This window comes from Pseudomonas sp. AC242 (assembly GCF_979258655.1).
The window spans coordinates 3,106,024-3,129,848 of sequence record NZ_OZ409873.1 but is presented as its reverse complement, the minus strand read 5'-3'; the positions used below and the strand labels follow the sequence as shown (position 1 = coordinate 3,129,848).

Annotated in this window: 24 protein-coding genes; 11 read left to right on the top strand and 13 right to left on the bottom strand. The window is 60.1% G+C overall.

The genetic code is table 11. From position 1 onward, the window contains the following. Positions 1-102: 102 nt before the first annotated feature. Positions 103-1,542: a dihydropyrimidinase gene (gene hydA, locus ACZZ0A_RS13955; RefSeq protein WP_463543327.1), complete on the bottom strand. Its 1,440-nt coding sequence runs from the start codon at positions 1,540-1,542 to the stop codon at positions 103-105. A 626-nt stretch (positions 1,543-2,168) separates the two neighbouring features. Here hydA and ACZZ0A_RS13950 point away from each other — a divergent pair. The 3 genes from ACZZ0A_RS13950 (at position 2,169) to ACZZ0A_RS13940 (ending at position 6,164) form a co-directional block, all read left to right on the top strand. Continuing rightward, positions 2,169-3,653, top strand: coding sequence for an NCS1 family nucleobase:cation symporter-1 (locus ACZZ0A_RS13950; RefSeq protein WP_007918787.1), 1,485 nt, complete (start codon positions 2,169-2,171; stop codon positions 3,651-3,653). Between the two features lie 158 nt (positions 3,654-3,811). Next, positions 3,812-5,095, top strand: a complete 1,284-nt coding sequence (locus ACZZ0A_RS13945; RefSeq protein ID WP_463543326.1) for a Zn-dependent hydrolase — start codon at positions 3,812-3,814, stop codon at positions 5,093-5,095. Between the two features lie 127 nt (positions 5,096-5,222). Further along, complete coding sequence (locus ACZZ0A_RS13940; protein ID WP_463543325.1) at positions 5,223-6,164, top strand: DHH family phosphoesterase; 942 nt, start codon at positions 5,223-5,225, stop codon at positions 6,162-6,164. On the opposite strand, the gene ACZZ0A_RS13935 is transcribed toward ACZZ0A_RS13940, so the two are convergent. Then, positions 6,134-7,000 carry a CAP domain-containing protein gene (locus ACZZ0A_RS13935; RefSeq protein ID WP_463543324.1) on the bottom strand — a complete coding sequence of 289 codons (867 nt, stop codon included), beginning with the start codon at positions 6,998-7,000 and terminating at the stop codon, positions 6,134-6,136. The genes ACZZ0A_RS13940 and ACZZ0A_RS13935 overlap by 31 nt on opposite strands. 280 nt (positions 7,001-7,280) lie before the next feature. Beyond that, the gene (locus ACZZ0A_RS13930; RefSeq protein ID WP_463543323.1) at positions 7,281-8,051 is read right to left on the bottom strand and encodes an alpha/beta hydrolase; all 771 of its coding nucleotides are present in this window, start codon (positions 8,049-8,051) and stop codon (positions 7,281-7,283) included. Between the two features lie 112 nt (positions 8,052-8,163). On the opposite strand from ACZZ0A_RS13930, the gene ACZZ0A_RS13925 reads away from it, so the two are divergent. Next, a complete protein-coding gene (locus ACZZ0A_RS13925) occupies positions 8,164-9,108 on the top strand; it encodes an aldo/keto reductase (protein WP_463543322.1) in 945 nt (314 codons plus the stop codon). A 140-nt stretch (positions 9,109-9,248) separates the two neighbouring features. After that, positions 9,249-9,452, top strand: a complete 204-nt coding sequence (locus ACZZ0A_RS13920; RefSeq protein ID WP_463543321.1) for a hypothetical protein — start codon at positions 9,249-9,251, stop codon at positions 9,450-9,452. Between the two features lie 7 nt (positions 9,453-9,459). On the opposite strand, the gene ACZZ0A_RS13915 is transcribed toward ACZZ0A_RS13920, so the two are convergent. Then, complete coding sequence (locus tag ACZZ0A_RS13915) at positions 9,460-10,353, bottom strand: LysR family transcriptional regulator (RefSeq protein WP_123376691.1); 894 nt, start codon at positions 10,351-10,353, stop codon at positions 9,460-9,462. Positions 10,354-10,450: 97 nt separating this feature from the next. Here ACZZ0A_RS13915 and ACZZ0A_RS13910 point away from each other — a divergent pair, with 97 nt between their 5' ends. Continuing rightward, on the top strand, positions 10,451-10,927 hold the full coding sequence (locus ACZZ0A_RS13910; protein WP_007918765.1) for a (R)-mandelonitrile lyase: 477 nt from the start codon (positions 10,451-10,453) through the stop codon (positions 10,925-10,927). Positions 10,928-11,125: 198 nt separating this feature from the next. Here ACZZ0A_RS13910 and paoC read toward each other — a convergent pair whose 3' ends face one another. The 4 genes from paoC to ACZZ0A_RS13890 all read right to left on the bottom strand — a co-directional run bounded on the left by paoC (position 11,126) and on the right by ACZZ0A_RS13890 (position 17,008). Next, positions 11,126-13,324, bottom strand: a complete 2,199-nt coding sequence (paoC, locus tag ACZZ0A_RS13905) for an aldehyde oxidoreductase molybdenum-binding subunit PaoC (RefSeq protein WP_123376692.1) — start codon at positions 13,322-13,324, stop codon at positions 11,126-11,128. Next, complete coding sequence (locus tag ACZZ0A_RS13900) at positions 13,321-14,277, bottom strand: FAD binding domain-containing protein (protein ID WP_463543320.1); 957 nt, start codon at positions 14,275-14,277, stop codon at positions 13,321-13,323. Before ACZZ0A_RS13900 ends, paoC begins: the two co-directional genes overlap by 4 nt. Next, the gene (gene paoA / locus ACZZ0A_RS13895) at positions 14,274-14,897 is read right to left on the bottom strand and encodes an aldehyde dehydrogenase iron-sulfur subunit PaoA (protein ID WP_007918834.1); all 624 of its coding nucleotides are present in this window, start codon (positions 14,895-14,897) and stop codon (positions 14,274-14,276) included. The genes ACZZ0A_RS13900 and paoA overlap by 4 nt, the downstream gene beginning before the upstream one ends. Before the next feature lie 356 nt (positions 14,898-15,253). Beyond that, positions 15,254-17,008, bottom strand: a complete 1,755-nt coding sequence (locus ACZZ0A_RS13890) for an L-lactate permease (protein WP_463543319.1) — start codon at positions 17,006-17,008, stop codon at positions 15,254-15,256. Positions 17,009-17,251: 243 nt separating this feature from the next. Between ACZZ0A_RS13890 and ACZZ0A_RS13885 the strand changes: the two genes are divergently transcribed. Continuing rightward, on the top strand, positions 17,252-17,455 hold the full coding sequence (locus ACZZ0A_RS13885) for a hypothetical protein (RefSeq protein ID WP_064120858.1): 204 nt from the start codon (positions 17,252-17,254) through the stop codon (positions 17,453-17,455). 56 nt (positions 17,456-17,511) lie between these two features. Here ACZZ0A_RS13885 and ACZZ0A_RS13880 read toward each other — a convergent pair whose 3' ends face one another. After that, the gene (locus tag ACZZ0A_RS13880) at positions 17,512-17,790 is read right to left on the bottom strand and encodes a hypothetical protein (protein ID WP_007918828.1); all 279 of its coding nucleotides are present in this window, start codon (positions 17,788-17,790) and stop codon (positions 17,512-17,514) included. 70 nt (positions 17,791-17,860) lie between these two features. Between ACZZ0A_RS13880 and ACZZ0A_RS13875 the strand changes: the two genes are divergently transcribed. From ACZZ0A_RS13875 to ACZZ0A_RS13865, 3 genes are read left to right on the top strand one after another with little or no spacing between them, the layout of a single operon-like run. Then, a complete protein-coding gene (locus ACZZ0A_RS13875; RefSeq protein ID WP_141232675.1) occupies positions 17,861-18,046 on the top strand; it encodes a hypothetical protein in 186 nt (61 codons plus the stop codon). Between the two features lie 50 nt (positions 18,047-18,096). Continuing rightward, positions 18,097-19,179 carry a hypothetical protein gene (locus ACZZ0A_RS13870; protein WP_463543318.1) on the top strand — a complete coding sequence of 361 codons (1,083 nt, stop codon included), beginning with the start codon at positions 18,097-18,099 and terminating at the stop codon, positions 19,177-19,179. Between the two features lie 2 nt (positions 19,180-19,181). Then, positions 19,182-19,535, top strand: coding sequence for a DUF1428 domain-containing protein (locus tag ACZZ0A_RS13865; protein WP_463543317.1), 354 nt, complete (start codon positions 19,182-19,184; stop codon positions 19,533-19,535). Between the two features lie 215 nt (positions 19,536-19,750). Here ACZZ0A_RS13865 and ACZZ0A_RS13860 read toward each other — a convergent pair whose 3' ends face one another. After that, positions 19,751-19,945 carry a hypothetical protein gene (locus ACZZ0A_RS13860; RefSeq protein WP_007918825.1) on the bottom strand — a complete coding sequence of 65 codons (195 nt, stop codon included), beginning with the start codon at positions 19,943-19,945 and terminating at the stop codon, positions 19,751-19,753. A gap of 106 nt (positions 19,946-20,051) precedes the next feature. Here ACZZ0A_RS13860 and thpR point away from each other — a divergent pair, with 106 nt between their 5' ends. Next, positions 20,052-20,573, top strand: coding sequence for an RNA 2',3'-cyclic phosphodiesterase (gene thpR, locus ACZZ0A_RS13855; RefSeq protein ID WP_463543316.1), 522 nt, complete (start codon positions 20,052-20,054; stop codon positions 20,571-20,573). Between the two features lie 235 nt (positions 20,574-20,808). Here the strand turns inward: thpR and ACZZ0A_RS13850 are convergent, their stop codons facing one another. The 3 genes from ACZZ0A_RS13850 to ACZZ0A_RS13840 form a co-directional block, all read right to left on the bottom strand. After that, entirely contained in the window at positions 20,809-21,906 is a 1,098-nt protein-coding gene (locus ACZZ0A_RS13850) for a polyamine ABC transporter substrate-binding protein (protein ID WP_034155530.1), read from the bottom strand. 155 nt (positions 21,907-22,061) lie between these two features. Continuing rightward, positions 22,062-22,937, bottom strand: a complete 876-nt coding sequence (locus tag ACZZ0A_RS13845) for an ABC transporter permease subunit (RefSeq protein WP_007919252.1) — start codon at positions 22,935-22,937, stop codon at positions 22,062-22,064. Next, a complete protein-coding gene (locus tag ACZZ0A_RS13840) occupies positions 22,934-23,815 on the bottom strand; it encodes an ABC transporter permease subunit (RefSeq protein WP_371042493.1) in 882 nt (293 codons plus the stop codon). Before ACZZ0A_RS13840 ends, ACZZ0A_RS13845 begins: the two co-directional genes overlap by 4 nt. Between the last annotated feature and the right edge of the window lie 10 nt (positions 23,816-23,825).

Sequence of the window (23,825 nt, the reverse complement as noted above, 5' to 3'; positions counted from 1 at the left end):
GCTCTGCGTGGGAATGCCTCTAGGGACGCTCCGCGTCCAGTGACGCGGAGCGTCACGGGCTGCATTCCCACGCAGAGCGTGGGAACGATCATCTTCGGGGGATCAGCGTTTCACAGCAGTCGGCTTATGCAACTCAGCCCGCTTGCTCAGCAAATCAAACACCGCCGGGTACGCCGGCCGTTCGATGTACCGACCGGCGCCGCGCTCGGCGCGCAGGTCGCCATCGGCCCAGACCACCCGGCCCTGGCTGACGGTATGGCTCGGCACGCCGCGCACGGTCTTGCCTTCGAAGATGTTGAAGTCCACCTGCTGATGGTGGGTCTTGGCGGAAATGGTGCGGTTGCCTTGTGGATCCCACAGCACCAGATCGGCATCGGCGCCGACGCGAATCGCGCCTTTGCGCGGATAGAGGTTGAAGATCTTCGCGGTGTTGGTGGAGGTGAGAGCGACGAAATCCTGCATCGATAAACGACCACTGTTGACGCCTTCATCCCACAACACCGCCATGCGATCTTCGATACCCGCCGTACCGTTGGGAATTTTGCTGAAGTCATCGCGCCCGGCGGCTTTCTGCTCGGCGCAGAAGCAGCAGTGGTCAGTCGCGGTGGTGTGCAGATTGCCGTTTTGCAGCCCGTGCCATAGCGCCTCTTGATGACCGCGCGGGCGGAACGGCGGGCTCATCACGTAACCGGCAGCGGTCTGCCAGTCCGGATGTTGATAGACGCTGTCGTCGAGCAGCAAATGCCCGGCAAGCACCTCGCCGTACACCGGCTGACCCTTGCTGCGCGCATAGGTGATTTCGTCGAGGGCTTCCTTGGTCGAAACGTGCACCAGATACAACGGTGTGCCGATGGTTTCAGCGATACGAATCGCCCGACTGGCCGCTTCGCCTTCAACCTGCGACGGCCGCGACAGCGGATGCGCCTCCGGCCCGGTGATGCCTTGGGCCATCAACTTGCGTTGCAAGTGATAAACCAGCTCGCCGTTTTCCGCGTGCACGGTCGGCACCGCGCCGAGTTCCAGGCAGCGCTCGAAACTCGCCACCAGCGTGTCGTCGGCGGCCATGATCGCGTTCTTGTAGGCCATGAAATGCTTGAAACTGTTGATGCCGTGATGGCTGACCAACTCGGCCATTTCCTCACGCACCTGCTCGCTCCACCAGGTAATCGCGACGTGGAAGCCATAGTCGGAGGCGGACTTTTCCGCCCAGCCGCGCCACTGATGAAAGGCTTCCATCAGCGACTGCTGCGGATTGGGAATCACGAAATCAATGATCGATGTGGTGCCGCCGGCCAGACCGGCCGCCGTGCCACTGTAGAAATCCTCACTGGCCACAGTGCCCATGAAGGGTAGTTGCATGTGGGTGTGCGGATCGATGCCGCCGGGCATCAGGTATTGGCCGCTGCCGTCGAGTACTTCGGCGCCGGCGGGAATATCAAGGTTTTCACCGATGGCTTTGATCACGCCGTCGGCGCAATAGACGTCGGCGCGATAACTTTCATCATGGGTAACAACGGTGGCGCCACGGATCAACAGAGACATTCCGAGTTCCTCGCAGGCATTGACCGACTTGTGTCGGTTCTAGATGTTTTATTGATGTACGGCGTTGCAGGGTGTATTCCTGTCAGCGCTGTCAGGAATAGAAACTAGTCGCAGATTTGCAATAGATCAAGATTATTTTTTATAAGCTTATGACTGTTTTAACTGTATGAAAAATAACGATAAAAAACGTAAATCACCAAAATGGTGAGGCCGTTCACCATTTTGACGCACTTGACAGGATGGAAATATGAGCAAGATTTCCTATGTGAAATCAGCCGCTTGAAGTTGAGCTGCGGTTGCTCGCTCACGATGAAAATAATTGCAGTGCACCAGATTGAGTCCTGTCTGTTCGGACAACTTGCCAGGTGTTTAGCCTGAGCACCCAGACAAGTTTCCGCGAACTCACCCGGTGAATAATTAAAACTGATGAATATCAGAAAGTTGCAAAGCGTTTAACGCTCGGCCCGATGCGCAAGCGGGGCACCCGGCACGTTTATTGATGCCGCCGCTGACACAATGGCCGGTGCACGAAAGTTGTCAGTTCCTCCGGCCATCGTCCGGCTCGCACCCTCGTGTGCAAGCCGCCTGATGAGCAAAAAAATAATCAGAAGAACAGTGGAGCGGCCATGCAACAGAACAGATCGCAAGTGACCGAGCGCGACGGCTTGTATGAACTCGAAGCCGGCAGCGACGTCCTCGACAGTCCCCGTTACAACCACGACATGGCACCGACCAAGGTGCGCGAACGAACCTGGAACAAATGGCACATCACCGCGTTGTGGGTCGGCATGTCGATCTGCGTGCCGACCTACACCCTCGGCGGTGTACTCACGGCTTACTTCGGCCTGACCGTCGGTGAGGCGTTGCTGGCGATTCTGTTTGCCAACGTTATCGTGCTGATTCCGCTCACACTGAACGCCTTTCCCGGCACCAAGTACGGCATTCCGTTTCCGGTGTTGCTGCGCTCATCGTTCGGCATTCTCGGTTCCAACGTGCCGTGTTTGATTCGGGCATTGGTGGCGTGTGGCTGGTTCGGTATTCAAACGATGTTCGGCGGGCTGGCGATACACCTGTTTCTCGGCTCGGTGTTCGAGGGCTGGAAATCCCTCGGCGGCACCGGGGAGGTGATTGGCTTCATGATCTTCTGGGCGCTGAACCTGTGGGTGGTGATTCGTGGCGCCGAGTCGATCAAATGGCTGGAAACCTTGTCGGCGCCGTTGCTGGTAGCGGTGGGCATCGGCCTGCTGGTGTGGGCGATGCCCAATGTGTCGATGACCGAGCTGCTGGCGATTCCAGCGAAACGTCCGGAGGGCGCCAGTGTGGTGAGTTACTTCGCCGCTGGGCTGACGGCGATGGTCGGGTTTTGGGCGACGTTGTCGCTGAACATTCCGGACTTCAGCCGTTACGCCAAGAGCCAGAAAGATCAGATCCTCGGGCAGATTTTCGGTCTGCCGCTGACCATGTTTCTGTTCGCTTCCCTTGGCGTAATCATGACCGCTGCGTCGGTGAAACTGGTCGGCGTCACCGTGTCTGATCCAGTCAGTCTGATCGGCCACATCCAGAGCCCGGTGTGGGTGGCGGTGGCGATGGCGTTGATCATCATCGCCACGCTGTCGACCAACACTGCTGCCAATATCGTCTCGCCGACCAACGACTTTCAGAACATCGCGCCCAAGGTGATCAACCGCACCAAAGCGGTGTTGCTGACCGGGTTTGTCGGGCTGGCGCTGATGGGCCATGAGCTGCTGAAAAAACTCGGTTTGATTGTTTCCGATGTCAGCCTGGAAACCGTTTACTCCAACTGGTTGCTGGGCTATTCGAGCCTGCTCGGGCCGATCGCCGGGATCATGGTGGTGGACTATTTCCTGATCAAGAAACAGCAACTGGACCTGGCCGGGTTGTACCGCGACGACGTTTATCCAGCGTGGAACTGGGCCGGTTTTGTTGCGTTTGGCGTGCCGGTGGTGCTGACCTTGTTGTCGCTGGGCAGCGATGCGTTCAGCTGGTTTTACAGCTATGGCTGGTTCACCGGCTCGGCGCTGGGCGGGATTATTTATTACGGGTTGTGCGTGATGCGTGCACAGCCTTCGGTCGTGAAAACAGCGGTGTGAATGAGGGCCCCATCGCTGGCAAGCCAGCTCCCACAGGGATCGAGTCGTACACAAATTGTGTGTTCACTCAAGAACCTGTGGGAGCTGGCTTGCCAGCGATAGCGGTCTACCAGACACCACAGCGACATCCATAAGAAAAGCAGCCTGAGGAGATCCCCATGAACGCAGCCGTAGACGTTCTGCAATCGAGCCATCAGCACATCAACCGCGATCGCCTGTGGGCGTCGCTCATGGAGCTGGCCAAACTCGGCGCCACGGTCAAAGGCGGGGTGTGTCGCCTGGCCCTGACCGATCTCGACCGCCAGGCCCGCGACCTGTTTGTGCAATGGTGCAAGGACGCCGGATGCAGCGTCACGGTCGATGCTGTCGGCAACATCTTCGCCCGTCGCTCCGGGCGCAATCCGAATCTGCCACCGGTGATGACCGGCAGCCACATCGACACCCAACCCACCGGCGGCAAATTCGACGGCTGCTTCGGCGTGCTCGCCGGCGTCGAAGTCCTGCGCACGCTCAACGACCTTGGCGTGGAAACCGAAGCGCCGCTGGAAGTGGTGGTCTGGACCAACGAAGAAGGCTCGCGCTTCGCCCCGTGCATGATGGGCTCCGGGGTGTTTGCGGAGAAATTCACCCTCGAAGAAACCCTCGCCAAAGTCGATGCCGACGGCGTCACCGTTGGCGAAGCGCTCAACGCCATCGGCTACGCCGGCCCGCGCGAAGTCAGCGGGCATAAGGTCGGCGCTTATTTCGAGGCGCACATCGAACAAGGCCCGATCCTCGAAGACGAACAGAAAACCATCGGCGTGGTACTCGGTGCGTTGGGGCAGAAGTGGTTTGATCTCAAGCTGCGCGGAGTCGAAGCGCATGCCGGCCCGACACCGATGCACCTGCGCAAAGATGCACTGGTCGGCGCTTCGGTGATCGTCGGCGCCGTCAACCGCGCCGCCCTCGGCCATCAACCCCACGCCTGCGGCACCGTCGGTTGCCTGCAAGCCTATCCCGGCTCGCGCAACGTCATCCCCGGTGAAGTGCGCATGACCCTCGACTTCCGTCATCTGGAACCGGCGCGTCTCGACTCGATGATTGCCGAGGTTAAACAAGTCATCCAAGCCACCTGTGAGGAACACGGTCTGACGTATGAACTGACGCCGACAGCAGACTTCCCGCCGCTGTACTTTGAAAAAGGCTGTGTGGAAGCGGTGCGCGGCGCGGCGAAAGGGCTTGGCTTGTCGAATATGGACATCGTCAGCGGCGCTGGGCATGACGCGATTTTCCTCGCCGAACTCGGCCCGGCCGGAATGATCTTCGTGCCGTGCGAGGGCGGCATCAGCCACAACGAAATCGAGAACGCCGCGCCGGATGATCTGGCGGCCGGCTGTGCGGTGTTGTTGCGGGCGATGCTGGCGGCTTCGGCGATGGTCGCGGGAGGACAGCGCGCAGCCTGAAGATCAAAAGATCGCAGCCTTCGGCAACTCCTACAGGGAAACCATAGATCCTGTGCAGGAGCTGCCGGAGGCTGCGATCTTTTCGCTGTCACCACAACGTCATGACAATGTGCGATTTTGCCGGCCCATGAAAATCATCACCTCCGGCGCGTCCTATCTGGACATCGACGCCTACGCCTGCTGCATCGCCTACGCAGAATTGCTCAACCTGCAAGGCATTCCCGCCCGCGCCGCCAGTAACGCACAACCCAACGCCAGCGTTTCGCACACTGTGCTCGGCTGGGCTGCTGCTTTTGACGATTACCCGCCGACGCTGGACGATGAGTTTGTCCTGGTCGATGTCTCGGACTATCACCATTTCGACCCGATGGTGGTGCTCGAGCGGGTGGTAGAAATCATCGATCACCATCCAGGGTACGAAACCTATTGGCAGCAGAAGCTTGGGTCTGCCGCCGATATCCGTGCGATCGGCGCTGCGGCAACCCAGGTTTTTCAGCGCTGGCAGACGGCCGGTGTGCTGCCGCAGATCAGCGTGCAAAGTGCCGCTTTGCTGGCCACCGCGATTCTCGACAACACGCTGAACTTCAGCGGGCAGATGACCACCCCAGCGGACATTGAGGCTTACGTCGACCTCGCTTCACGCTCAAAGCTGACGTCAGACTGGCCCCGACAATATTTTCTCGAATGCCAGACTCGCATCGAATCGGACCTGGCCGCTGCATTGGCAGCCGACTCGAAGCGCATGAAACCCGAGAGCAACCTGCCTGGCTTCTTCGCACAAATGACGGTGTGGGATGCCGATGCCTTGCTGCAAAAACACCGGCCGATGATCAAGCGCTGGATGGCAGAGCAGGGCGATGACGGGCTGCTGAATGTGATCAGTATCCGCGACCGCAAAAGCTGCTTTCTGGCGCCAGCCGAGGTCAGCCAGCAAAAGCTCAATCGCTTATTGCCACTCGACTGGCAGGCCGGATTGGCCGTGCGATCGCCGTCAATGCTGCGCAAGGAATTGTTGAAATTGGGGCTGGACGCTGGCAGTCACTGCGCACCAAACACCATCGTCCAGTAAACCCCTTCATCACTGCGCGCCTCACTGGCAAACCCGGCACCAACCTGGGTAAACATCGGGTTCATCAGGTTGGCGCAATGCCCGGGACTGGCCAGCCATCCGGCCATGGCCTTGCCCGGTGAACTCTGCCCGGCAGCGATGTTTTCGCCAATTTGCCGACCACGATAACCCGCCGCACGGGCGCGATCGGCGGGCAGGTCGCCATCCGGGTCGCGGTGGGCAAAATAGTTGCCGTAAGCCATGGCTTTGCTGTGTCCCTGTGCGGCAGCGCCCAGCGCTACGTTCCAGCTCAAAGGCCGGGCGGCGGCGAAGCGCTGGCGTCCACACATCCGTGGCCGGGAGCGCGCGGCGTTGACCTCAGCGAGCAGCGCCTTGCCGACGCTGCGGTTATCGCCAACGCGGCTGTCGAGCACCGGTTGCGCCAACACCACTTGCCACTCATTGCGCGAACGACTGACACCGATGTCGGCGTAGCTCGCATCCAGCAGCGCGGCGCAGTGCTCGTCTTGCAGCAGGTCGAAGGCCTCTTCGGCGTCCTCGGCCCCGACCACGCGAATACTGCGCACCGCGATGGCGGAATAGCCTGACGACTTCAACGCTTCACGCATGCCGCCGGCGTAGCGATAACCAATCGGCAAGGCCAGGTTCGACTTCAGCGCCAACGGTGCCAGCCGTTGCGCCGGGCGTCGATCACAGCGTTGTGGATGGGCGCGATAGTCGTTGATGGCGGCCACCAGTTGTCGCTCCGCACCGGCATGGGCGGTTGCAGCGAACAGCGGCGAAAGGATCAGCAGGCACAGCGAAACCAAGCGAGACGAGCGAACGGCGTGGCGCATGAGACGGGCAGCTCTGAAGAGGGACAGCGCAAAAGTTGAGTGAACCGCAGAAAGCGGCGCGGATAGGACTGGGCTTTTTGGACTTGGTTCAAGGGGCGGGGAGGGGTTTTGTTGTGGGGCGACGAGGCGCTGGTTGTTTCAGGAAGATCAAGCGTGGTTGGACTGGCCTCATCGCTGGCAAGCCAGCTCCCACAGGGTGCGGCGTCGTACACAAAATTGTGCTCGCCACAAAAACTGTGGGAGCTGGCTTGCCAGCGATGGCGCCCGCCCAGCCAACACATCAGCGATTCAACACATCCCCCATCCACTGCAAATACTGCGCACGATCCGAAATCGAGTTATGCCCCGAGTCCGGCACCACCCTGAGCACCGCCACGCCTTGCGGGAAACTCTCCTGCAAACGCTGGGTGCTGGCGCGCGGAATCACCTCGTCGTCACTGGCCGCCAGCAACAGCGTCGGCACGCGAATATGCGCGGCGTACTTGCCTGACTCGAAACGATCCTTGAGCAACCACTTCACCGGCACCCAGGGGTATTGCCGCGCCGCGATTTCTTCGAGGCTGTTGTAAGGCGTCACCAGAACCAACTGTTGTACTGGGCGCTGACTGGCCAGACGCACTGCCACTCCTGAACCGAGGCTGCGTCCGACCACGGCAACCTGCGGGTGACTGGCGTAGACCTGATCGAACAGCGTCAACGCATCCTCGGCAATCGCCGCTTCGGACGGGGAACCGCCGCTGCCACCAAAGCCGCGATAGTTGAGCAGATACACCGCGTATTCGGGAAACGCCTCGGCAAACTCCGGCAGATTGCGCGACACATCCTCGGCATTGCCGCCGAAATAGATCAGCGCCCGTGGCCCGACACGTTCGCGGGTGAGCACCGAAACCTGCGCGTCCGGCATCGACAAGGTCAGTTGTGAGTCGGTGTTTGTGAAGGCATTGGGCTGCGGAAAATAGATCAGCGAGCGCTGAAAAAAGAACAGCGCCGCGCACAGCACCAGGTACACGGCAACGATCAATGCGACGAGTGACATCAGGGTTCGGGACATTCGGCTACTTTTAACGGTGTGTGAAGGATTGCTGTCGCAGTGTAGTCCAGCCCTGCAACCGGGCCGCTCGCACACACAACATGCAACAGATCCACGCAGCAGGGGAACCAGCATGAGCCACACTGAGGGTTACTCCCGTCGCCGATTGCTCACGCTGGCTGCCGGGGTTTCGGCGGTCTTCACCTTTGATCGGGCGTTGGCCACAACCACTACGCCCGCGACTTCCGGAGGCCTCGCCATGCAGACCCGCGCCATCCCATCCAGCGCCGAGTCGCTGCCCATCATCGGCCTGGGTACTTATCGCGGTTTCGACGTCGCCCCCGGTGATCCGGCCTACCGGCAATTGCCTGCAGTGCTGGATGAGCTGTTCAGCAAGGGCGGCACGCTGATCGACAGTTCACCGATGTATGGCCGGGCAGAGGAAACCACCGGTGAGCTGCTGTCGATCCACGAACCGCGTTCGCCGGCGTTTCTGGCGACCAAGGTGTGGACGCGCGGGCGCAAGGAAGGCATCGCGCAGATGGAGCAGTCGTTCAGCCTGCTGCGCACCGAACACATCGACCTGATGCAGATTCACAACCTGCTCGACTGGCAAACCCACCTGCCAACCCTGCGTGAATGGAAAGCGCAGGGGCGCATCCGTTACATCGGCATCACCCATTACACGCCCTCGGCTTACGACGAAGTTGAGGCGGTGCTGAAGGCCGAACCACTGGATTTTCTGCAAATCAACTACGCCCTCGATGACCGTGGCGTGGAGAAACGCATCCTGCCGCTGTGCCGTGAGCGCGGTGTTGCGGTGATCTGCAACCGGCCGTTTGGTGGTGGTGATCTGCTCGCGCGGTTGAAGGGCAAACCGTTACCAGGCTGGGTTTCCGATGTGCAGGTCAACAGTTGGCCGCAATTGGCTTTGAAGTTTCTGCTCTCGCATTCAGCGGTGACCTGTGTGATCCCGGGCACGGGTAATCCGCGTTACATGGCCGACAACGCCAGGGCCGGGTTCGGGCCGATGCTCACCGACGCGCAGCGGCATCAGTTGATTGCGTTGGCAGGTTGAGCGAGCCGGGATCTTCCGTTTGCTTCGATGGCTGAGGTATTTAATTTCCAAATGGTCTTGGAAACTGTCAGATCTGACAGTTGGAGGGGCTTTGTTAGCACGTAATCATGATGACACTACTTCGCTCAGGAAGAATCATCATGGATGCGCAAAGCCGTCGATTCGCCTGTTTTACCGGAGTTTGCCTCGTGTTCATTCTGTTTGCTGCTTACGCGCTTGATGAAAAATATATGTGTATGGGAGCGCAGCGTAGACAGTTTGCAACCGTGACTGCGAATTCTGTGAAAGAGGCGGCGACGTTAGCCAAGGCGTTTTGGGGCGCTGCGGGTTGTTATAAAAAATGACAAGCCATCAACCGCGATAGCGCAACGCCTCCAGCAACAACGCAAACGCCGGCGCAGCCTGACGTCGGCTCGGGTAATACAGGTGATACCCGGCAAACGTCGGGCACCAATCCTCAAGCACCTGCAGCAAACGGCCGTCGGCCAGATACGGCGCGACGACGTTCTCCGGGATGTAGCTCAATCCGAAACCGTCCAGCGCAGCGTCGAGCAACGGGTAGACACCGTTCAGGGTGATTTGCCCGGACACCCGCACTTTCAGGCTTTCACCATCCTTCTCGAATTCCCAGCTGTACAACCCGCCGTTGGTGGGCAGGCGCAGGTTGTTGCAGGCGTGGTCGGTCAGATCGCGTGGCGTTTGCGGTGGGGTGCGTTTGGCGAAATAGGCGGGTGAGCCCACCACCGCCATGCGCATGTCGGGGCCGATGCGGGTGGCGATCATGCCTTGTGCGACGTCTTCGCCCAGGCGTACACCGGCGTCGAAACCCTGGCCGGCGATGTCGACGAAACCATAATCGCAGCAGACCTCGATGGATATGTCCGGGTACTGCGGCAGAAAATCCTTGAGCACCGGGCGCAGCAACCAGTTCAGCGAGTGATCGGTGGCGCTGATGCGGATCTTGCCCGCCGGGGTGTCGCGCAGGTTGCTCAGCGCCGCCAGTTCCAGTTCGATTTCTTCGAAGCGCGGGCCGATGGTTTGCAGCAGGTGTTCGCCGGCTTCGGTGGGCGAGACGCTGCGAGTCGTGCGGGTCAGCAGGCGCAAGCCCAAACGCGCTTCAAGCGCGCGAATCGTGTGACTGAGCGCCGATTGCGAAACGCCGAGTTTGGCCGCCGCTTTGGTGAAACTGCGCTCGCGGGCCACGGCGAGGAAGGCGAGGAGGTCGGTGGCGTTTTCCCGAAGCATTGATGAGTGTCCTGCATAAGTTTTTTTGAATTCTAGTCGATTATCGGAAGAGTTCGGCTGGGTAAAGTAGTGGCATTGATTATCTGGAGGAATTGCCATGAACCCGATTGCCGCTTCTGCGTTGACCCTTTCCCTGTTGGCGGGTGAGGTGCAGGCCAATGACAATCCGCGCGTGACCGTGACACCCAATGGCTCACAAGCTTCGGCCAGAGGCCCGGCCGATTGGTTCACTGGCACTGTGCGTGTCGATGCGCCGTTCAAAGGCTCCGACGCGGCACGGGTCAGTGGCGCAACGGTGACGTTTGAGCCGGGCGCGCGCACGGCGTGGCATACGCATCCGTTGGGACAGACCTTGATCGTTACGGCGGGGTTTGGGTTTGTACAGGAATGGGGGCAGCCGGTGCGTGAGATTCGTCCTGGCGATACCGTGTGGATTGCGCCGGGGGCCAAGCATTGGCACGGCGCGGCGCCGACCACGGCGATGAGTCATATCGCTATCGCTGAAGTACTGGATGGCAAAGTAGTGGATTGGATGGAGCAGGTGAGTGATGAGCAGTATTCGCGTTCCGAGTGAAGCGCTTCCCTCACCCCAGCCCTCTCCCGGAGGGAGAGGGGGCCGACCGAGGTGTCTGGCGTTATCCATCGACCTGAGAGACCGGGTCGATTATGGATTCACAGCAAGACGTTCACGTCGGTGCAGCCCTCAAATATCCCCGGATCAGTCCCCTCTCCCTTTGGGAGAGGGCTAGGGTGAGGGGCTCTTTTCAGGCGTTTAGATCATCTCCGGCAGTGAAGAGAGGATTTTATCGAGGGTGATCGGATACTCCCGCACCCTAGCCCCCGTGGCGTTGTAAATCGCATTCGCCACCGCCGCACTGACCCCGCAAATCCCCAACTCACCAACCCCCTTGGCCTTCATCGGCGAAGACACCGGATCAGTCTCATCAAGGAAAATCACCTCCTGATGCGGAATATCGGCATGCACCGGCACTTCATACCCGGCCAGATCATGGTTGACGAAAAAACCCAGCTTCTTGTCCACCGCCAACTCTTCCATCAACGCCGCACCAACGCCCATGGTCATCGCGCCAATCACCTGACTGCGCGCCGCTTTCGGGTTGAGAATGCGCCCGGCCGCACACACTGCCAACATGCGGCGGACACGCACTTCACCGGTCGCGGCATCCACCGCAACCTCAACGAAGTGCGCACCAAACGTCGATTGCTGATACTGCTTGGCAAGGTCGCCGAATTCGATGCTGTCCTCGGCCACGATAACGCCATTTTGCGCAGCATTGCGCAGCGGCACGTGTTTGTCGCCAACCCGCACCTGACCGTCGACAAACTCCGCCTGATCCACCGCCATGCCCAACGTGCCCGCCACCGCTTCACGCAGCTTCATGCACGCGGCGTATACCCCGGCGGTCGAGCAGTTGGCGCCGAACTGTCCGCCGGAACCTGCCGACACTGGAAAGCTCGAATCGCCCAGATGCACGCTCACATCCTTCAAACCAACACCCATCATCTCAGCGGCTGTTTGCGCGATGATCGTGTAACTGCCAGTGCCGATATCCGTCATGTCAGTTTCAACGGTGATTTTGCCGTCACGCTCCAGCCGTACCCGCGCGCCCGACTTGACCAGCAGGTTGTTGCGGATCGCCGCTGCCACGCCCATTCCGATCAACCAGCGACCTTCACGCCGTGTTCCCGGTTGCGCATTACGCTTGTCCCAACCGAACTTCTCCGCGCCGGTTTGCAGGCATTCGATCAGGCGCCGCTGCGAGAATGGCCGCTCGGTTTTCACCGGGTCGACCTGGGTGTCGTTGAGAATGCGGAACTGGACCGGATCAAGCTTGAGCTGCTCGGCCATCTCGTCCATGGCGATTTCCAGCACCATCAGCCCCGGCGTTTCACCAGGTGCACGCATGGCGTTGCCTTCGGGCAGATCCAGCGGCGCGAGGCGCATGCTCACTAGTCGATTTTCAGCGGCGTATAACAACTGACTCGGTTGCGCCGCGACCTCGACCTTGCCTTCAGCCAAGTTGCCCGACCAGCCTTCATGGGCGATCGCGGTGAGTTTGCCGTCCGCCGTCGCACCCATGCGAATGCGCTGAATCGTCGCCGGGCGGTGGGTGGTGTTGTTGGCGATCTGCGGGCGGGCGAGGGCGACTTTCACCGGTCTGCCAGCCATGCGCGCACCCAGGGCGGCAAGAATCGCATCGGCGCGAATGAACAACTTGCCGCCGAAACCGCCACCAATGTACGGCGAAATCAACCGGACTTTTTCTTTAGGCAAACCAAGCGTAGTGGCGATGTCGTCGACGCTCCAGGCGATCATCTGGTTCGATGTCCACAAGGTCAGTTGATCGCCTTTCCAAGCCGCCAGTGTGGCGTGCGGCTCCATCATCGCGTGGGACTGATCCGGCGTGGTGTACGTCTGATCGAACTGCACCGGCGCGGCGGCGAATGCCTTGGCGAAATCACCATGGCTGACGTCGGGCAATTCGTCTTTCGGCTCGACACCTTGGTCGCGCACGCTGGCCAGATCGAATTCGCCTTTGGCCGCGACGTAGTCGACCTTGACCATTTGCGCAGCGGCGCGCGCCTGTTCAAAGGTCTCGGCAACCACCAGCGCAACCGCCTGGTGGTAGTGCTGAATCTCCGGCCCGGCCAACAAATGCGCGGCGTTGTATTGGCCTTTGCCGAGTTTGCCAGCGTTGGCTGCGGTGACGATGGCCAACACACCCGGCGCGGCTTTCGCCTGTTCAAGATCGATATTGTTGATGCGCCCCTTGGCGATGGCCGAGCCGACCATAAAGCCGTAAGCCTGATTGGCCACCGCTTCATGCTGCTCATAGGCGTAAGGCGCCTGACCGCAGGTTTTCAACGGCCCTTCGATGCGGTCGGTGGGCTGGCCGACGACCTTCAACTGGTCGATCGGGTTGGTGGTGGCGGGCGTGTCGAATTTCATGCTTCATCCCTCGCTTGCGCCAACACCGAACCGAGCGTGCGCTCGACCAGGGTCAGTTTGAATTGGTTGTCGTGGGTCGGCGTGGCGCCGTCCAGCAGGCGTGCGCTGACGGCTTTGGCGCCTTGGGGCAGCAACGCTTCGGCGGCTTCAACCCGCCATGGTTTCGGCGCGATACCGCCGACGGCGATGCGGCCGCTGCCGTCCTTTTGCAGGATCAGGCCGACCGAGACCAGCGCGAACGCATAGGACGAGCGATCTCGCACCTTGTGATAAACGTGGGTGCCGCCGACGGGCGCGGGCAATGTCACCGAGGTGATGAATTCGCCGGGCGTGAGGCTGGTTTCGATGTTCGGCGTGGTGCCGGGCAATTGATGGAAATCGGCCATGGCGATGCTGCGGGTCGTGCCATCGGGTTTCACCGTTTCAATCTGCGCATCGAGCGCGCGCATGGCAATTGCCATGTCACTCGGGTGTGTGGCGATGCACGCGTCGCTGACGCCGATGATCCCCAGTTGCCGACTGACCCCGCCGATCGCTGCGCAACCACTGCCGGGTTGGCGTTTGTTGCAGGCCTGATTCGTATCGTAAAAGTACGGACAGCGCGTGCGTTGCAGCAGGTTGCCGGCAGTGGTCGCCATGTTGCGCAACTGCCCGGAAGCCCCGGCGAGCAACGCGCGGGAGAGCAGGGCGTAGTCTTTGCGGATGCGCGCATCGGCAGCCAGATCGGTGTTGCGCACCAGTGCGCCGATGCGCAATCCGCCTTCGGGCGTGGCTTCGATCTGATCCAGGCCGAGGTGATTGACGTCGATCAGATGCAGCGGGGTTTCGATGTCGAGCTTCATCAAATCCAGCAGGTTGGTGCCGCCAGCGATGAAGCGTGCGCCTTCGACCTGTGCCGCTTGCGCAGCGGCAGCGGCAGGGGAGTCGGCGCGGCTGTAATCGAACGGTCTCATGCCGGCACCTCCGCGACTTCAGTGATCGCTTCAATGATGTTCGAGTAAGCCCCGCAGCGGCAGATATTGCCGCTCATGCGCTCCTGAAACTCACTGGCGATCAGTTGCGGTTGCTCGGTCAGGCTGGGGCTGACGTGGCTGGGAATGCCGTCGCGGATCTCTTTGATCACCGCCACCGCCGAACAGATCTGGCCTGGCGTGCAATAACCGCACTGATAGCCGTCATGCTTGATGAACGCGGCCTGCATCGGGTGCAGATTGTCGGGCATGCCGAGGCCTTCGATGGTGGTGATCTCACTGCCTTCATGCATCACCGCCAGGGTCAGGCAAGAATTGATGCGTCGACCATCGGCGATCACCGTGCAGGCGCCGCACTGGCCGTGGTCGCAACCTTTTTTACTGCCGGTCAAGTGCAGATGCTCGCGCAGGGCATCGAGCAGGGTGGTGCGGGTGTCGACGTCAAGCGCACGCGGCTTGCCGTTGACGTTGATCGTCACTTTGCTCATGGCCGGTTGCTCCAGATTGGCCGCGTAGGCCTTGAGGCTGATAAACGGCGGCATCGCGAAGGCGGTGGCGGTCACGGCGCCGAGGATCAGAAATCCGCGTCGGGAAATCGTCATGGTTCGATTCCTTTTCTCTCTTCATCAGGGCAGCAGGGTCGTGGATGGCCCAAGCGGGCAGCCAGCGTCATCGCCGGTCTCGTTAAGGAGTGACTGTCGGGAAGAGGAAAAGGTTTTGTCGGATTTTCGCTATAGAGTTATGCGTGTGGCTCATTAATCGACGGTACGACACAATCCACTGTAGGCCTTCGCCTGCTCGCGATGGCGTCTTGTCCGTCAACATGAGTGTTGAATGTCAGTGCCTCATCGCTGGCAAGCCAGCTCCCACAGGTTTCGATGTTGTGAACGAAATTTTGTTTACAGCATGAGTTCCTGTGGGAGCTGGCTTGCCAGCGATGGGGCCAGATCATCCAGTCTCAATGCCCGCCGACCACCATCGAGGTAAACGGCGCCACATACGCCTGCAATGTCACCAGCCCGCCGACCAGAATCGCCAGCACGATCGAGTGGAAGAACACGTAGCGCAGAATCTCGCCCTCATGCCCATACCAGCGGGTCGCGGTGGAGGCGACCACGATCGATTGCGCATCGACCATTTTGCCCATCACCCCGCCAGAGCTGTTGGCCGCCGCCATCAACACCGGACTGATCCCGAGCTGTTCCGAAGTCACCCGCTGCAAGCCGCCAAACAATACGTTTGACGCTGTATCGGAGCCGGTCAACGCCACACCCAGCCAACCGAGCAGCGTGCCGAACATCGGATAGAAAATCCCCGTCGCGGCAAACGCCAGACCCATGGTCGCGTCGAGTCCGGAGTAGCGCGTGAGAAACCCCAGCGCCAGCATCGCCGCAATGGTGATCAGCGAAAACCGCACCACCCACAATGTGCGCAGGTATTGCTTGATCAGTTGCGGAATCGAATAGCCCATCAGCAAACCGCCGACAATCGCCGCCAGCAAGATCCCGCTGCCGGTAGCGGTGAGCCAGGTGAATTTGTACACCGCTTCTTCGGCCTTCGGTGCCGCGACCACCGGCGGGACTTTTTCGATTTGCAGGTGCAGGCTGGTGAACGTCACGGCCGGGGCGAAAATCGGGTTGGCCTCGCGCAGCGGTTTGCCGGCGGGATCAAGCTTGGCCGATTGGGTGACCGGATCAATCGCCGGACGGGTGTCGAACATGTTCTTGAAGCCCTGCGTGCCCCAGGCAAACACGAACACAGTGAGGATGATCCACGGCATCCATGCGCGCATCACCGCCGGGCGCGCCTGATCGCTGAACGCGGCGCTGGCGGTGACTTTTTCCTCCTCGACTTTGGAGTTGTCGACGCGCCCTGACAGCGCTGCCGAGGTGTGAATGGTCGCCGGTTTCCATACCTTCAAAAACAGCGTCAGACAGGCCATGGAAATCAGCGCGGCAATGACGTCCACCAGCATCGGCCCGTGGTAGTTCGACACCAGAAATTGCGGCACGGCGAAGCTCACCCCGGCCACCAGTATCGCCGGCCAGATCTCCAGCATCTTGCGCCACCCGGCGAATGCCCAGATCAACCAGAACGGCACCAGCACCGAGAAAAACGGCAACTGCCGACCGACCATCATCGACAATTCCATTTCATCCAGCCCGGTGACTTTGGCCAGGGTGATGATCGGCGTACCTAGTGCGCCAAAAGCCACGGGCGCGGTGTTGGCGATCAGTGCCAAGCCGGATGCGGCCAGCGGCGAAAAGCCGAGGCCGATCAGAATCGCCCCGGTCACCGCCACTGGCGTGCCGAATCCCGCCGCACCTTCGAAAAATGCACCGAAGCAGAACGCAATCAGCAGCAACTGCAAACGTCGATCATCAGTGATGCGCGCAAGTGAGTCCTGCAGCACTTTGAACGAGCCGTTCTCGGTGGTCAGGCGATGCAGAAAGATGATGTTGAGGACGATCCAGCCGATCGGCAATAAGCCATTGGCCGCGCCAAACAACGCCGCAGAGCCAGCCATGCTCGCCGGCATGCCGAAGGCGAAAATCGATATGAGCAGGGCGGAAGCCAGCGCCAATAACGCTGCCAGATGCGCCTTGACGTGGAAAAACGCCAGTGCCGCTAGCATCACCACCACCGGTACGGCGGCCATGAGCGTGGAGATCACCGGGTTGCCGAACGGGTCGTAAATTTGCTGCCAGACCATGGTCCACCTCTGCTTGTTGTTATTGAGGGCGCAGATCCATTGCGTGGGGCTTGGTTGCAAGCAGTATAGGTGGCATTTCGCCGCCGCTCGGGCAGCGCGAGCGGGGCGACAAACGGTCGATAGTGGCCATTGAATCAACGGCGTTTTGCCCGGTCGTATCTGCAGCTGCGCGCACTGCGTCCTGAAGGCGCGGGCAGTGTGGCCGATTCCGTCGTCAAGACCTTGGTTTTAGGGAAGTGTTGAATGAAGCGCGCAACAACGATGCTGCTGACCGTGACCGCCGCCGTAATGCTCGGTGGCTGTGTCGCGGATTTTGATGATGACCACCGCCATGGCCGGCATTACGACCGCGATCATGGCCGCAATTACGACCATGACCGGCGCTGGGATGACCGCGATGATCGCCGCGACGGGCGTCGTTACTATCGTGATCGGGATGATGACTGATTGAACGCAAGAGGGCGTCCCGCGATGGGACGCCCTCTTTGTTTAGCCCTCGATACTCAAGAAAAGTGAGCGCTCGCCCGGACGCTGGATCGCGCAGGCACGGAGGCCTCGATGTCCAGCAAATGGGTGGCGAGAATGTCGCTCAGAAAACGGAATTGATCGTTGATGCCGACCACTTCATTGCTGAAGTGATTGGTCGCAGCGGGCATCAACAGATCTTCGAAATCTTCGTTGAACACCAGTGCCTGCGCTTTGTGCGACACGGCGTGCTGGTCGTAATAGTTGCTGCCGAACACCGGGAAACTCACGGAGAGTGTGACGTGGGTGTGAATCATGTTGTGAACTCCTCGCTGTGTTTCGGATGGCTCAATCGTGCCTTTGATGGGCGGTGGGCGGAAGGCAATCGTGGCGATGGTGAATATCGATGGCAGTGATGGTTGGGGTTTTTTGGGTGTTGCTGATGGCCTCATCGCTGGCAAGCCAGCTCCCACAGGTTCTGAGGTGATCACAAAATCTGCGGCCGCTGGAAATCCTTGTGGGAGCTGGCTTGCCAGCGATGAGGCCGGTACTTCCAACATCAGGCTCAATTGACCCACCTATAATCAAATCTGCCTCTCACACATTTGAAGGAAACCGCCACCGTGAACCCGCGTGCGCTGCTCGTCGCCGCACTGTTGTTGCTGGCCGGCTGCGCCACCTCGGCGCGGGTGCCGGTGGCAGCGCCGCAGGCCGTGTTCGTCTCGCCGCAGACCTGGCAGCAGATCGACCGGGAAATCGTCAGTGCTTCGCAGCAGTCCACCGAGCAAGTCAAAGTCTTCGCCCGTGGTTCGATGGAACATTGGCGCACTCGGGTCTATCAGCAAACTGAAGAAAATTTCATCCCGTGGTTCAGCAGCTACTGGACCCAGGAATGGCTGTCGATGAAGGTCAGTTGGTACACGATCAATGCCGGTGGCGAGCAGGACGCCTCGGCCAAGCGTCTCGCGGCGTATCTGCTTGAGCAGTATCAGGAAAGGGTGCTGGCGCCGGTGGCGGTGGAGATCGATCCGGATGCGATTCTTGGTCAGGCCACGGCGTTCTATGCGCAGTTGATGGCGCAGCAGATGCCGCTCATCGCCCAACGTCATGGTGTGCCCGTTGGTCAGCTCAATGGACGTTTGCAGAAAGTCCCGGCCATTGCGCTTGGCCCGCCACCGGCGCGGGATGCCTCGCTGTTTCAGGTCATCAGTACCGAGCCGCTGAATACGCTGCCGGCCTACTCAGCGCTGATCGACAAGATCCACACTGAGGGCGGCGCAAAGGGGATTGCCTCGACCGATGCCGGCATGGCCCCGGTGGCCAAGCGCGCCAGTCAGCGGATGGAAGCGGAAATGGCCCCGCGTGGGGCTGCCAGCGCAGTCGCAGCAGCGGCCGGAAAACTGGCTGGCGGACTGATTTCGGTCGGTGTGGCCGGCATTCGCGCGATCATTCAGGCCAATGACCGGCCGGACAGCGAAGCGCTGATCCGCAGCAGTCTGGGCAGCACCTTCGACAAGGCCTGGATGAAACTGGTGCAGAACCCGATCACCGGCGTCATGGCCGGCACGCTGCACATGGCCGGGCAGGTCGAGCGCAATCTGGGTGGGGGCGATGAACCGTCGGTCGGTTTGGGGGTGAATCCTGTCGAATGGCAGCCACCGCAATCTACTAACCAGCAGATCGAAACCAACATGCAAGGAGAGTGATCATGGCTTACATCGATATTTTTGTCGCACCGGTGCCGAATGCAAATCGTGAGCAGTACAAAAAACACTGTGAAATCGCGGCGAAACTGTTCAAGGAATACGGCGCACAGGACGTGGTTCAATGCTGGGGCGATGACGTGCCGGAGGGCAAGGTCACGTCATTCCCGATGGCGGTCAAACTCAAGGAAGGCGAAACGGTGTCGTCCGGCTGGCTGATCTGGCCAGACAAAGCTACGCGCGACGCCGGCATGGCAAAAATGATGGACGACCCGCGCATGCAACCGGACGTCAACCCAATGGGATTTGATGGCCAGCGCATGATCTTTGGTGGTTTCAAGAACATTCTTGAATCCTGAGGCCTGCGCAAAATCTCTTGTAGGCTTTCGTCTACTCGCGATGGCGCCCGTACATTCAAAATCATCATTGCCTGACCTACCGCTATCGCTGGCAAGCCAGCTCCCACAGGTTTTGTGTGAAACCAGCAATGGTGGGCGCACCGCACGACCCTGTGGGAGCTGGCTTGGCAGACCTGCCGCTATCGCGAGCAGGCGAAGGCCTACAGGTACTGTGTTCACTCGGGTGAGGGGGTGATGCGGCAGCTTTTGCGCTCGCGAATCTGTTCGTCAGTGGGCCGCTCGCGGACGAACTCGAAACGCGGCTCACCCTCGCTGTAATGCACCAGCCAGCCCCATTCCAGCTCCTTTTCATCCTGCCCGGGATGCGGTGGTCGCGCCCACCACGGTTCTTTGCTGAGGATCTCGCGCATGGCGGCCTCCGGTTGATGGCAATCCTTGAACTATAGCTTCCCGTCACGAGTCGTCAGATCAGGCTGTGTAGAATCCGGCGGAACACTTTGAACAGGGAGCAGGGCCATGACCGATGAAGCGAAGCGACTGTTTTTCGCCCTCGATTGCCCGCCGGCGCAACGCAAGGCGATCGCTCAGTGGCGCGGGGAGTTGGGGTTGCGCACCGGTAAGCCGGTGCCGGCGGACAATTTTCACCTGACGCTGCTGTTTCTCGGCGCGGTGCCATTGGCGCAGATCAACGACGTCTGCGAGGCGGCCGGACAAGTGCGCACGCCGGGAGAGGCGTTGAAGATTTCGTTGAACCACTTGCAGGTCTGGCATCGCGCCGGGGTGTTGTCGCTGGCGCCGGAGCAGGCGCCACAAGCGCTGCTGCGGCTGGTCTACGCACTAGAGCAGGCGATGTTGCCCTTTGGCTTTGAAGAAACAACCCGCGAGTTTCGCCCGCATCTGACGCTGGCCCGTGACTACCGTGCGCCGGAGCCTGAGTCGGCCACGCCGCCGGAGTTTTTCCTGCGCTCCGAACGCTTTGCCCTGTTCGAATCACACAAGGGTCGCTATCGGATCCTGCAAGATTGGTCGCTGATGTGAGCGCACAAAAAAGGCGCCCGAAGACGCCTGAGAATTCACCTGAGCCGAGGGAGCCAGGTGAGGCCGTTCATAGCAGGGTGCAGCGGTGGTAAGGCGCTGCGTGAACGGGAAATTTTTACACTGATCGTTCCCACGCTCTGCGTGGGAATGCCTCTTGTGACGCTTCGCGTCACGCTTTGGGACGCAGAGCGTCCCGGACTGCATTCCCACGCGGAGCGTGGGAACGATCATCGGCTCACTTACCGAGTTTCACCCGGGTCCAGCCACGGGTCATGATCCGCTGCGTGGCAATCGGCTGATCCGGCACCGCATACAACGTCGCCATTACCGCTTGCGACGGGTACGAGCCCGGGTCGTTGCGGATCGCTTCGTCCACCAGTGGCGTGGCCGCCGCGTTGGCGTTGCTGTAGCCGTTGCTGTTGGTGATCTCGGCGATGATGTCCGGACGCATCAGGAAGTCCATGAACAGGTAGGCGTTCTCGACGTTCGCCGCATCACGCGGAATGGCGACCATGTCGTAGAAACTGCCGGCGCCTTCCTTGGGAATGCTGTAGTCGATCACCACGTTGTTGCCCGATTCCACGGCGCGGGCCTTGGCCTGCAGCACGTCGCCGGAGTAACCAACTGCCACGCAGATGTTGCCGTTGGCCAGATCGGAGATGTATTTCGAGGAATGGAAGTACGCCACGTTCGGGCGAATCTTCATGAACAGCGCCTCGGCTTCCTTGATGTGCGCGGTGTCCTTGTCGTTCACCGGATAGCCCAGGTAGTGCAGGGCGGCCGGGATCATTTCGGTCGGCGAGTCGAGGAAACTGATGCCGCAGGCTTTCAGCTTTTCAGCGTTTTCCGGCTTGAACAGCAAGTCCCAGGAATTGGTCGGGGCGTTGGCGCCGAGCACTTCCTTGACCTTGGCCGGATTGAAACCGATGCCGATCGAGCCCCACATGTACGGGAACGCGTGGGCGTTGTCCGGATCACTGGCGGCGGCGTTTTTCAGCAGCACCGGGTTGAGATTCTTCCAGTTCGGCAGCTTCGATTTGTCCAGGGTCTGATAGACGCCAGCCTTGATCTGCTTGGCCAGGAAACTGTTCGACGGCACGACCAGGTCGTAGCCGGACTTGCCCGCCAGCAAACGCGCCTCAAGGGTCTCGTTGCTGTCGAAGACGTCGTAGGTCACGCGGATGCCGGTCTCATCTTCGAACTTCTTGACGGTGTCCGGCGCGATGTAATCGGACCAGTTGTAAACACGCAGCACCTTGTCGTTGGCCTGGGCGCCCATGACCATTGCGCCCATTAAGGACAGTGTCAGCAGAGTCCTGCCAAACATTTTCATTGGTACAACTCCATTCTTTTTATTCAAAAACACAAAGCCAAAACTCGGTTAACAGCGCCAGCATGTGTAGGAGCTGTCGAGTGAAACGAGGCTGCGATCTTTTGATCTTTCACATCAAGATCAGAAGATCGCAGCGTGCCGCAGCTCCTACAGGGTTATGCGGTGGCGGCTTGTTGCTGTGGTCGCCACGACTCGTTTGCGGTCTGATCCATCGCTTCCTGAATCGCCCGCTTGCGGTTGGCTTCTGCCTTGCGGCCGAAGTACCAGACCAGGAAAGTCACCAGCGACACCGCCAGCAGAATCAGGCTGGCCACGGCGTTGATCTCAGGTTTCACGCCCAGACGCACCGCCGAGAACACTTCCATCGGCAACGTCGTCGAACCTGGTCCGGAAACGAAGCTGGCCAACACCAGGTCATCCAGCGACAAGGCGAACGACATCATCCCGCCCGCCGCCAGCGACGGCGCGATCATTGGAATGGTGATCAGGAAAAACACCTTGAACGGTTTCGCACCGAGGTCCATCGCCGCTTCTTCGATCGACAGATCCAGCTCGCGGAGGCGGGCGGAGACTACCACCGCGACATAAGCGGCACAAAACGTGGTGTGGGCGATCCAGATCGTGACGATGCCACGCTCCTGCGGCCAGCCGATCAACTGCGCCATCGCCACGAACAGCAGCAACAGCGACAGGCCGGTGATCACCTCAGGCATTACCAATGGCGCGGTGACCAGACCGCCAAACAGCGTGCGGCCCTTGAAACGCGTGACGCGAGTCAGCACGAAAGCGGCGAGGGTGCCCAACGCGACTGCGGCAATCGCGGTGTAGCAGGCGATTTCCAGCGAGCGCACTACCGAGCCCATCAGTTGCGTGTTGTCGAGCAAACCGACGTACCACTTCACCGACCAGCCGCCCCACACCGTCACCAGTTTCGAGGCGTTGAACGAGTAGATCACCAGAATCAGCATCGGCAGATAAATGAACATCAGGCCGAAGATCAACATGAACTTGGAAAAACCGAAGCGTTTCATCCCCGTGCCTCCATCTCTTTGGCCTGGCTGCGGTTGAACAGCAGAATCGGCACAATCAGGATCAACAGCATCACCACCGCCAAGGCAGACGCCACCGGCCAGTCGCGGTTATTGAAGAACTCTTGCCACAGCACGCGACCGATCATCAGCGTCTCCGGGCCACCGAGCAGTTCCGGAATCACGAACTCACCGACCACCGGAATGAACACCAGCATGCAGCCGGCAATAATCCCGTTCTTGGCCAGCGGCACGGTGATTTTCCAGAAGTTGTTGAAGTTGCTCGAACCGAGATCCTGCGCGGCTTCCAGCAAGCTACCGTCGTGCTTGACGAGGTTGGCGTACAGCGGCAACACCATGAACGGCAGGTAGGCGTAGACCACGCCGATATACACGGCCGTGTTGGTGTTGAGGATCTCGATCGGGTGATCGGTGAGCCCCGTCCACATCAGAAATGCGTTAAGCAAACCGTTGTTGCTGAGGATGCCCATCCACGCGTAAACGCGGATCAGGATCGCGGTCCAGGTCGGCATCATGATCAACAGCAGCAAGACGTTTTGCGTTTCCTTGCCGGTCTTGGTGATCGCGTAGGCCATCGGGAAACCGATCAGCAGGCACATCATCGTGCTCAGCGCCGCGACCTTCAGCGAACCGAGGTAGGCCGACAGGTACAGCTCGTCTTCGCCGAGCATGGTGTAGTTGCCGATGTTCAGCAGCAGCTGGAATTTCTGTTCGGCGTAGGTGTAGATCTCCGAGTACGGCGGGATCGACAGCGCGGCTTCCGAGAAACTGATCTTCATCACCAGAAAGAACGGCAGCATGAAGAACAGGAACAGCCAGATGAACGGGATGCCAATGACCAGTTTTCGCCCGCTGGGCACCAGGCGCAGG

Coding starts and splice junctions, on each gene's coding strand:
- ACZZ0A_RS13925 (WP_463543322.1), top strand. CDS start 8,164: ATGAGCCACACTGAGGGTTACTCCCGTCGCCGATTGCTCACGCTGGCT.
- ACZZ0A_RS13945 (WP_463543326.1), top strand. CDS start 3,812: ATGAACGCAGCCGTAGACGTTCTGCAATCGAGCCATCAGCACATCAAC.
- ACZZ0A_RS13885 (WP_064120858.1), top strand. CDS start 17,252: ATGAAGCGCGCAACAACGATGCTGCTGACCGTGACCGCCGCCGTAATG.
- ACZZ0A_RS13850 (WP_034155530.1), bottom strand. CDS start 21,906: ATGAAAATGTTTGGCAGGACTCTGCTGACACTGTCCTTAATGGGCGCA.
- paoC (WP_123376692.1), bottom strand. CDS start 13,324: ATGAAATTCGACACGCCCGCCACCACCAACCCGATCGACCAGTTGAAG.
- ACZZ0A_RS13940 (WP_463543325.1), top strand. CDS start 5,223: ATGAAAATCATCACCTCCGGCGCGTCCTATCTGGACATCGACGCCTAC.
- ACZZ0A_RS13890 (WP_463543319.1), bottom strand. CDS start 17,008: ATGGTCTGGCAGCAAATTTACGACCCGTTCGGCAACCCGGTGATCTCC.
- ACZZ0A_RS13930 (WP_463543323.1), bottom strand. CDS start 8,051: ATGTCCCGAACCCTGATGTCACTCGTCGCATTGATCGTTGCCGTGTAC.
- ACZZ0A_RS13910 (WP_007918765.1), top strand. CDS start 10,451: ATGAACCCGATTGCCGCTTCTGCGTTGACCCTTTCCCTGTTGGCGGGT.
- thpR (WP_463543316.1), top strand. CDS start 20,052: ATGACCGATGAAGCGAAGCGACTGTTTTTCGCCCTCGATTGCCCGCCG.
- ACZZ0A_RS13915 (WP_123376691.1), bottom strand. CDS start 10,353: ATGCTTCGGGAAAACGCCACCGACCTCCTCGCCTTCCTCGCCGTGGCC.
- ACZZ0A_RS13880 (WP_007918828.1), bottom strand. CDS start 17,790: ATGATTCACACCCACGTCACACTCTCCGTGAGTTTCCCGGTGTTCGGC.
- ACZZ0A_RS13845 (WP_007919252.1), bottom strand. CDS start 22,937: ATGAAACGCTTCGGTTTTTCCAAGTTCATGTTGATCTTCGGCCTGATG.
- paoA (WP_007918834.1), bottom strand. CDS start 14,897: ATGACGATTTCCCGACGCGGATTTCTGATCCTCGGCGCCGTGACCGCC.
- ACZZ0A_RS13935 (WP_463543324.1), bottom strand. CDS start 7,000: ATGCGCCACGCCGTTCGCTCGTCTCGCTTGGTTTCGCTGTGCCTGCTG.
- ACZZ0A_RS13920 (WP_463543321.1), top strand. CDS start 9,249: ATGGATGCGCAAAGCCGTCGATTCGCCTGTTTTACCGGAGTTTGCCTC.
- ACZZ0A_RS13860 (WP_007918825.1), bottom strand. CDS start 19,945: ATGCGCGAGATCCTCAGCAAAGAACCGTGGTGGGCGCGACCACCGCAT.
- ACZZ0A_RS13950 (WP_007918787.1), top strand. CDS start 2,169: ATGCAACAGAACAGATCGCAAGTGACCGAGCGCGACGGCTTGTATGAA.
- hydA (WP_463543327.1), bottom strand. CDS start 1,542: ATGTCTCTGTTGATCCGTGGCGCCACCGTTGTTACCCATGATGAAAGT.
- ACZZ0A_RS13900 (WP_463543320.1), bottom strand. CDS start 14,277: ATGAGACCGTTCGATTACAGCCGCGCCGACTCCCCTGCCGCTGCCGCT.
- ACZZ0A_RS13865 (WP_463543317.1), top strand. CDS start 19,182: ATGGCTTACATCGATATTTTTGTCGCACCGGTGCCGAATGCAAATCGT.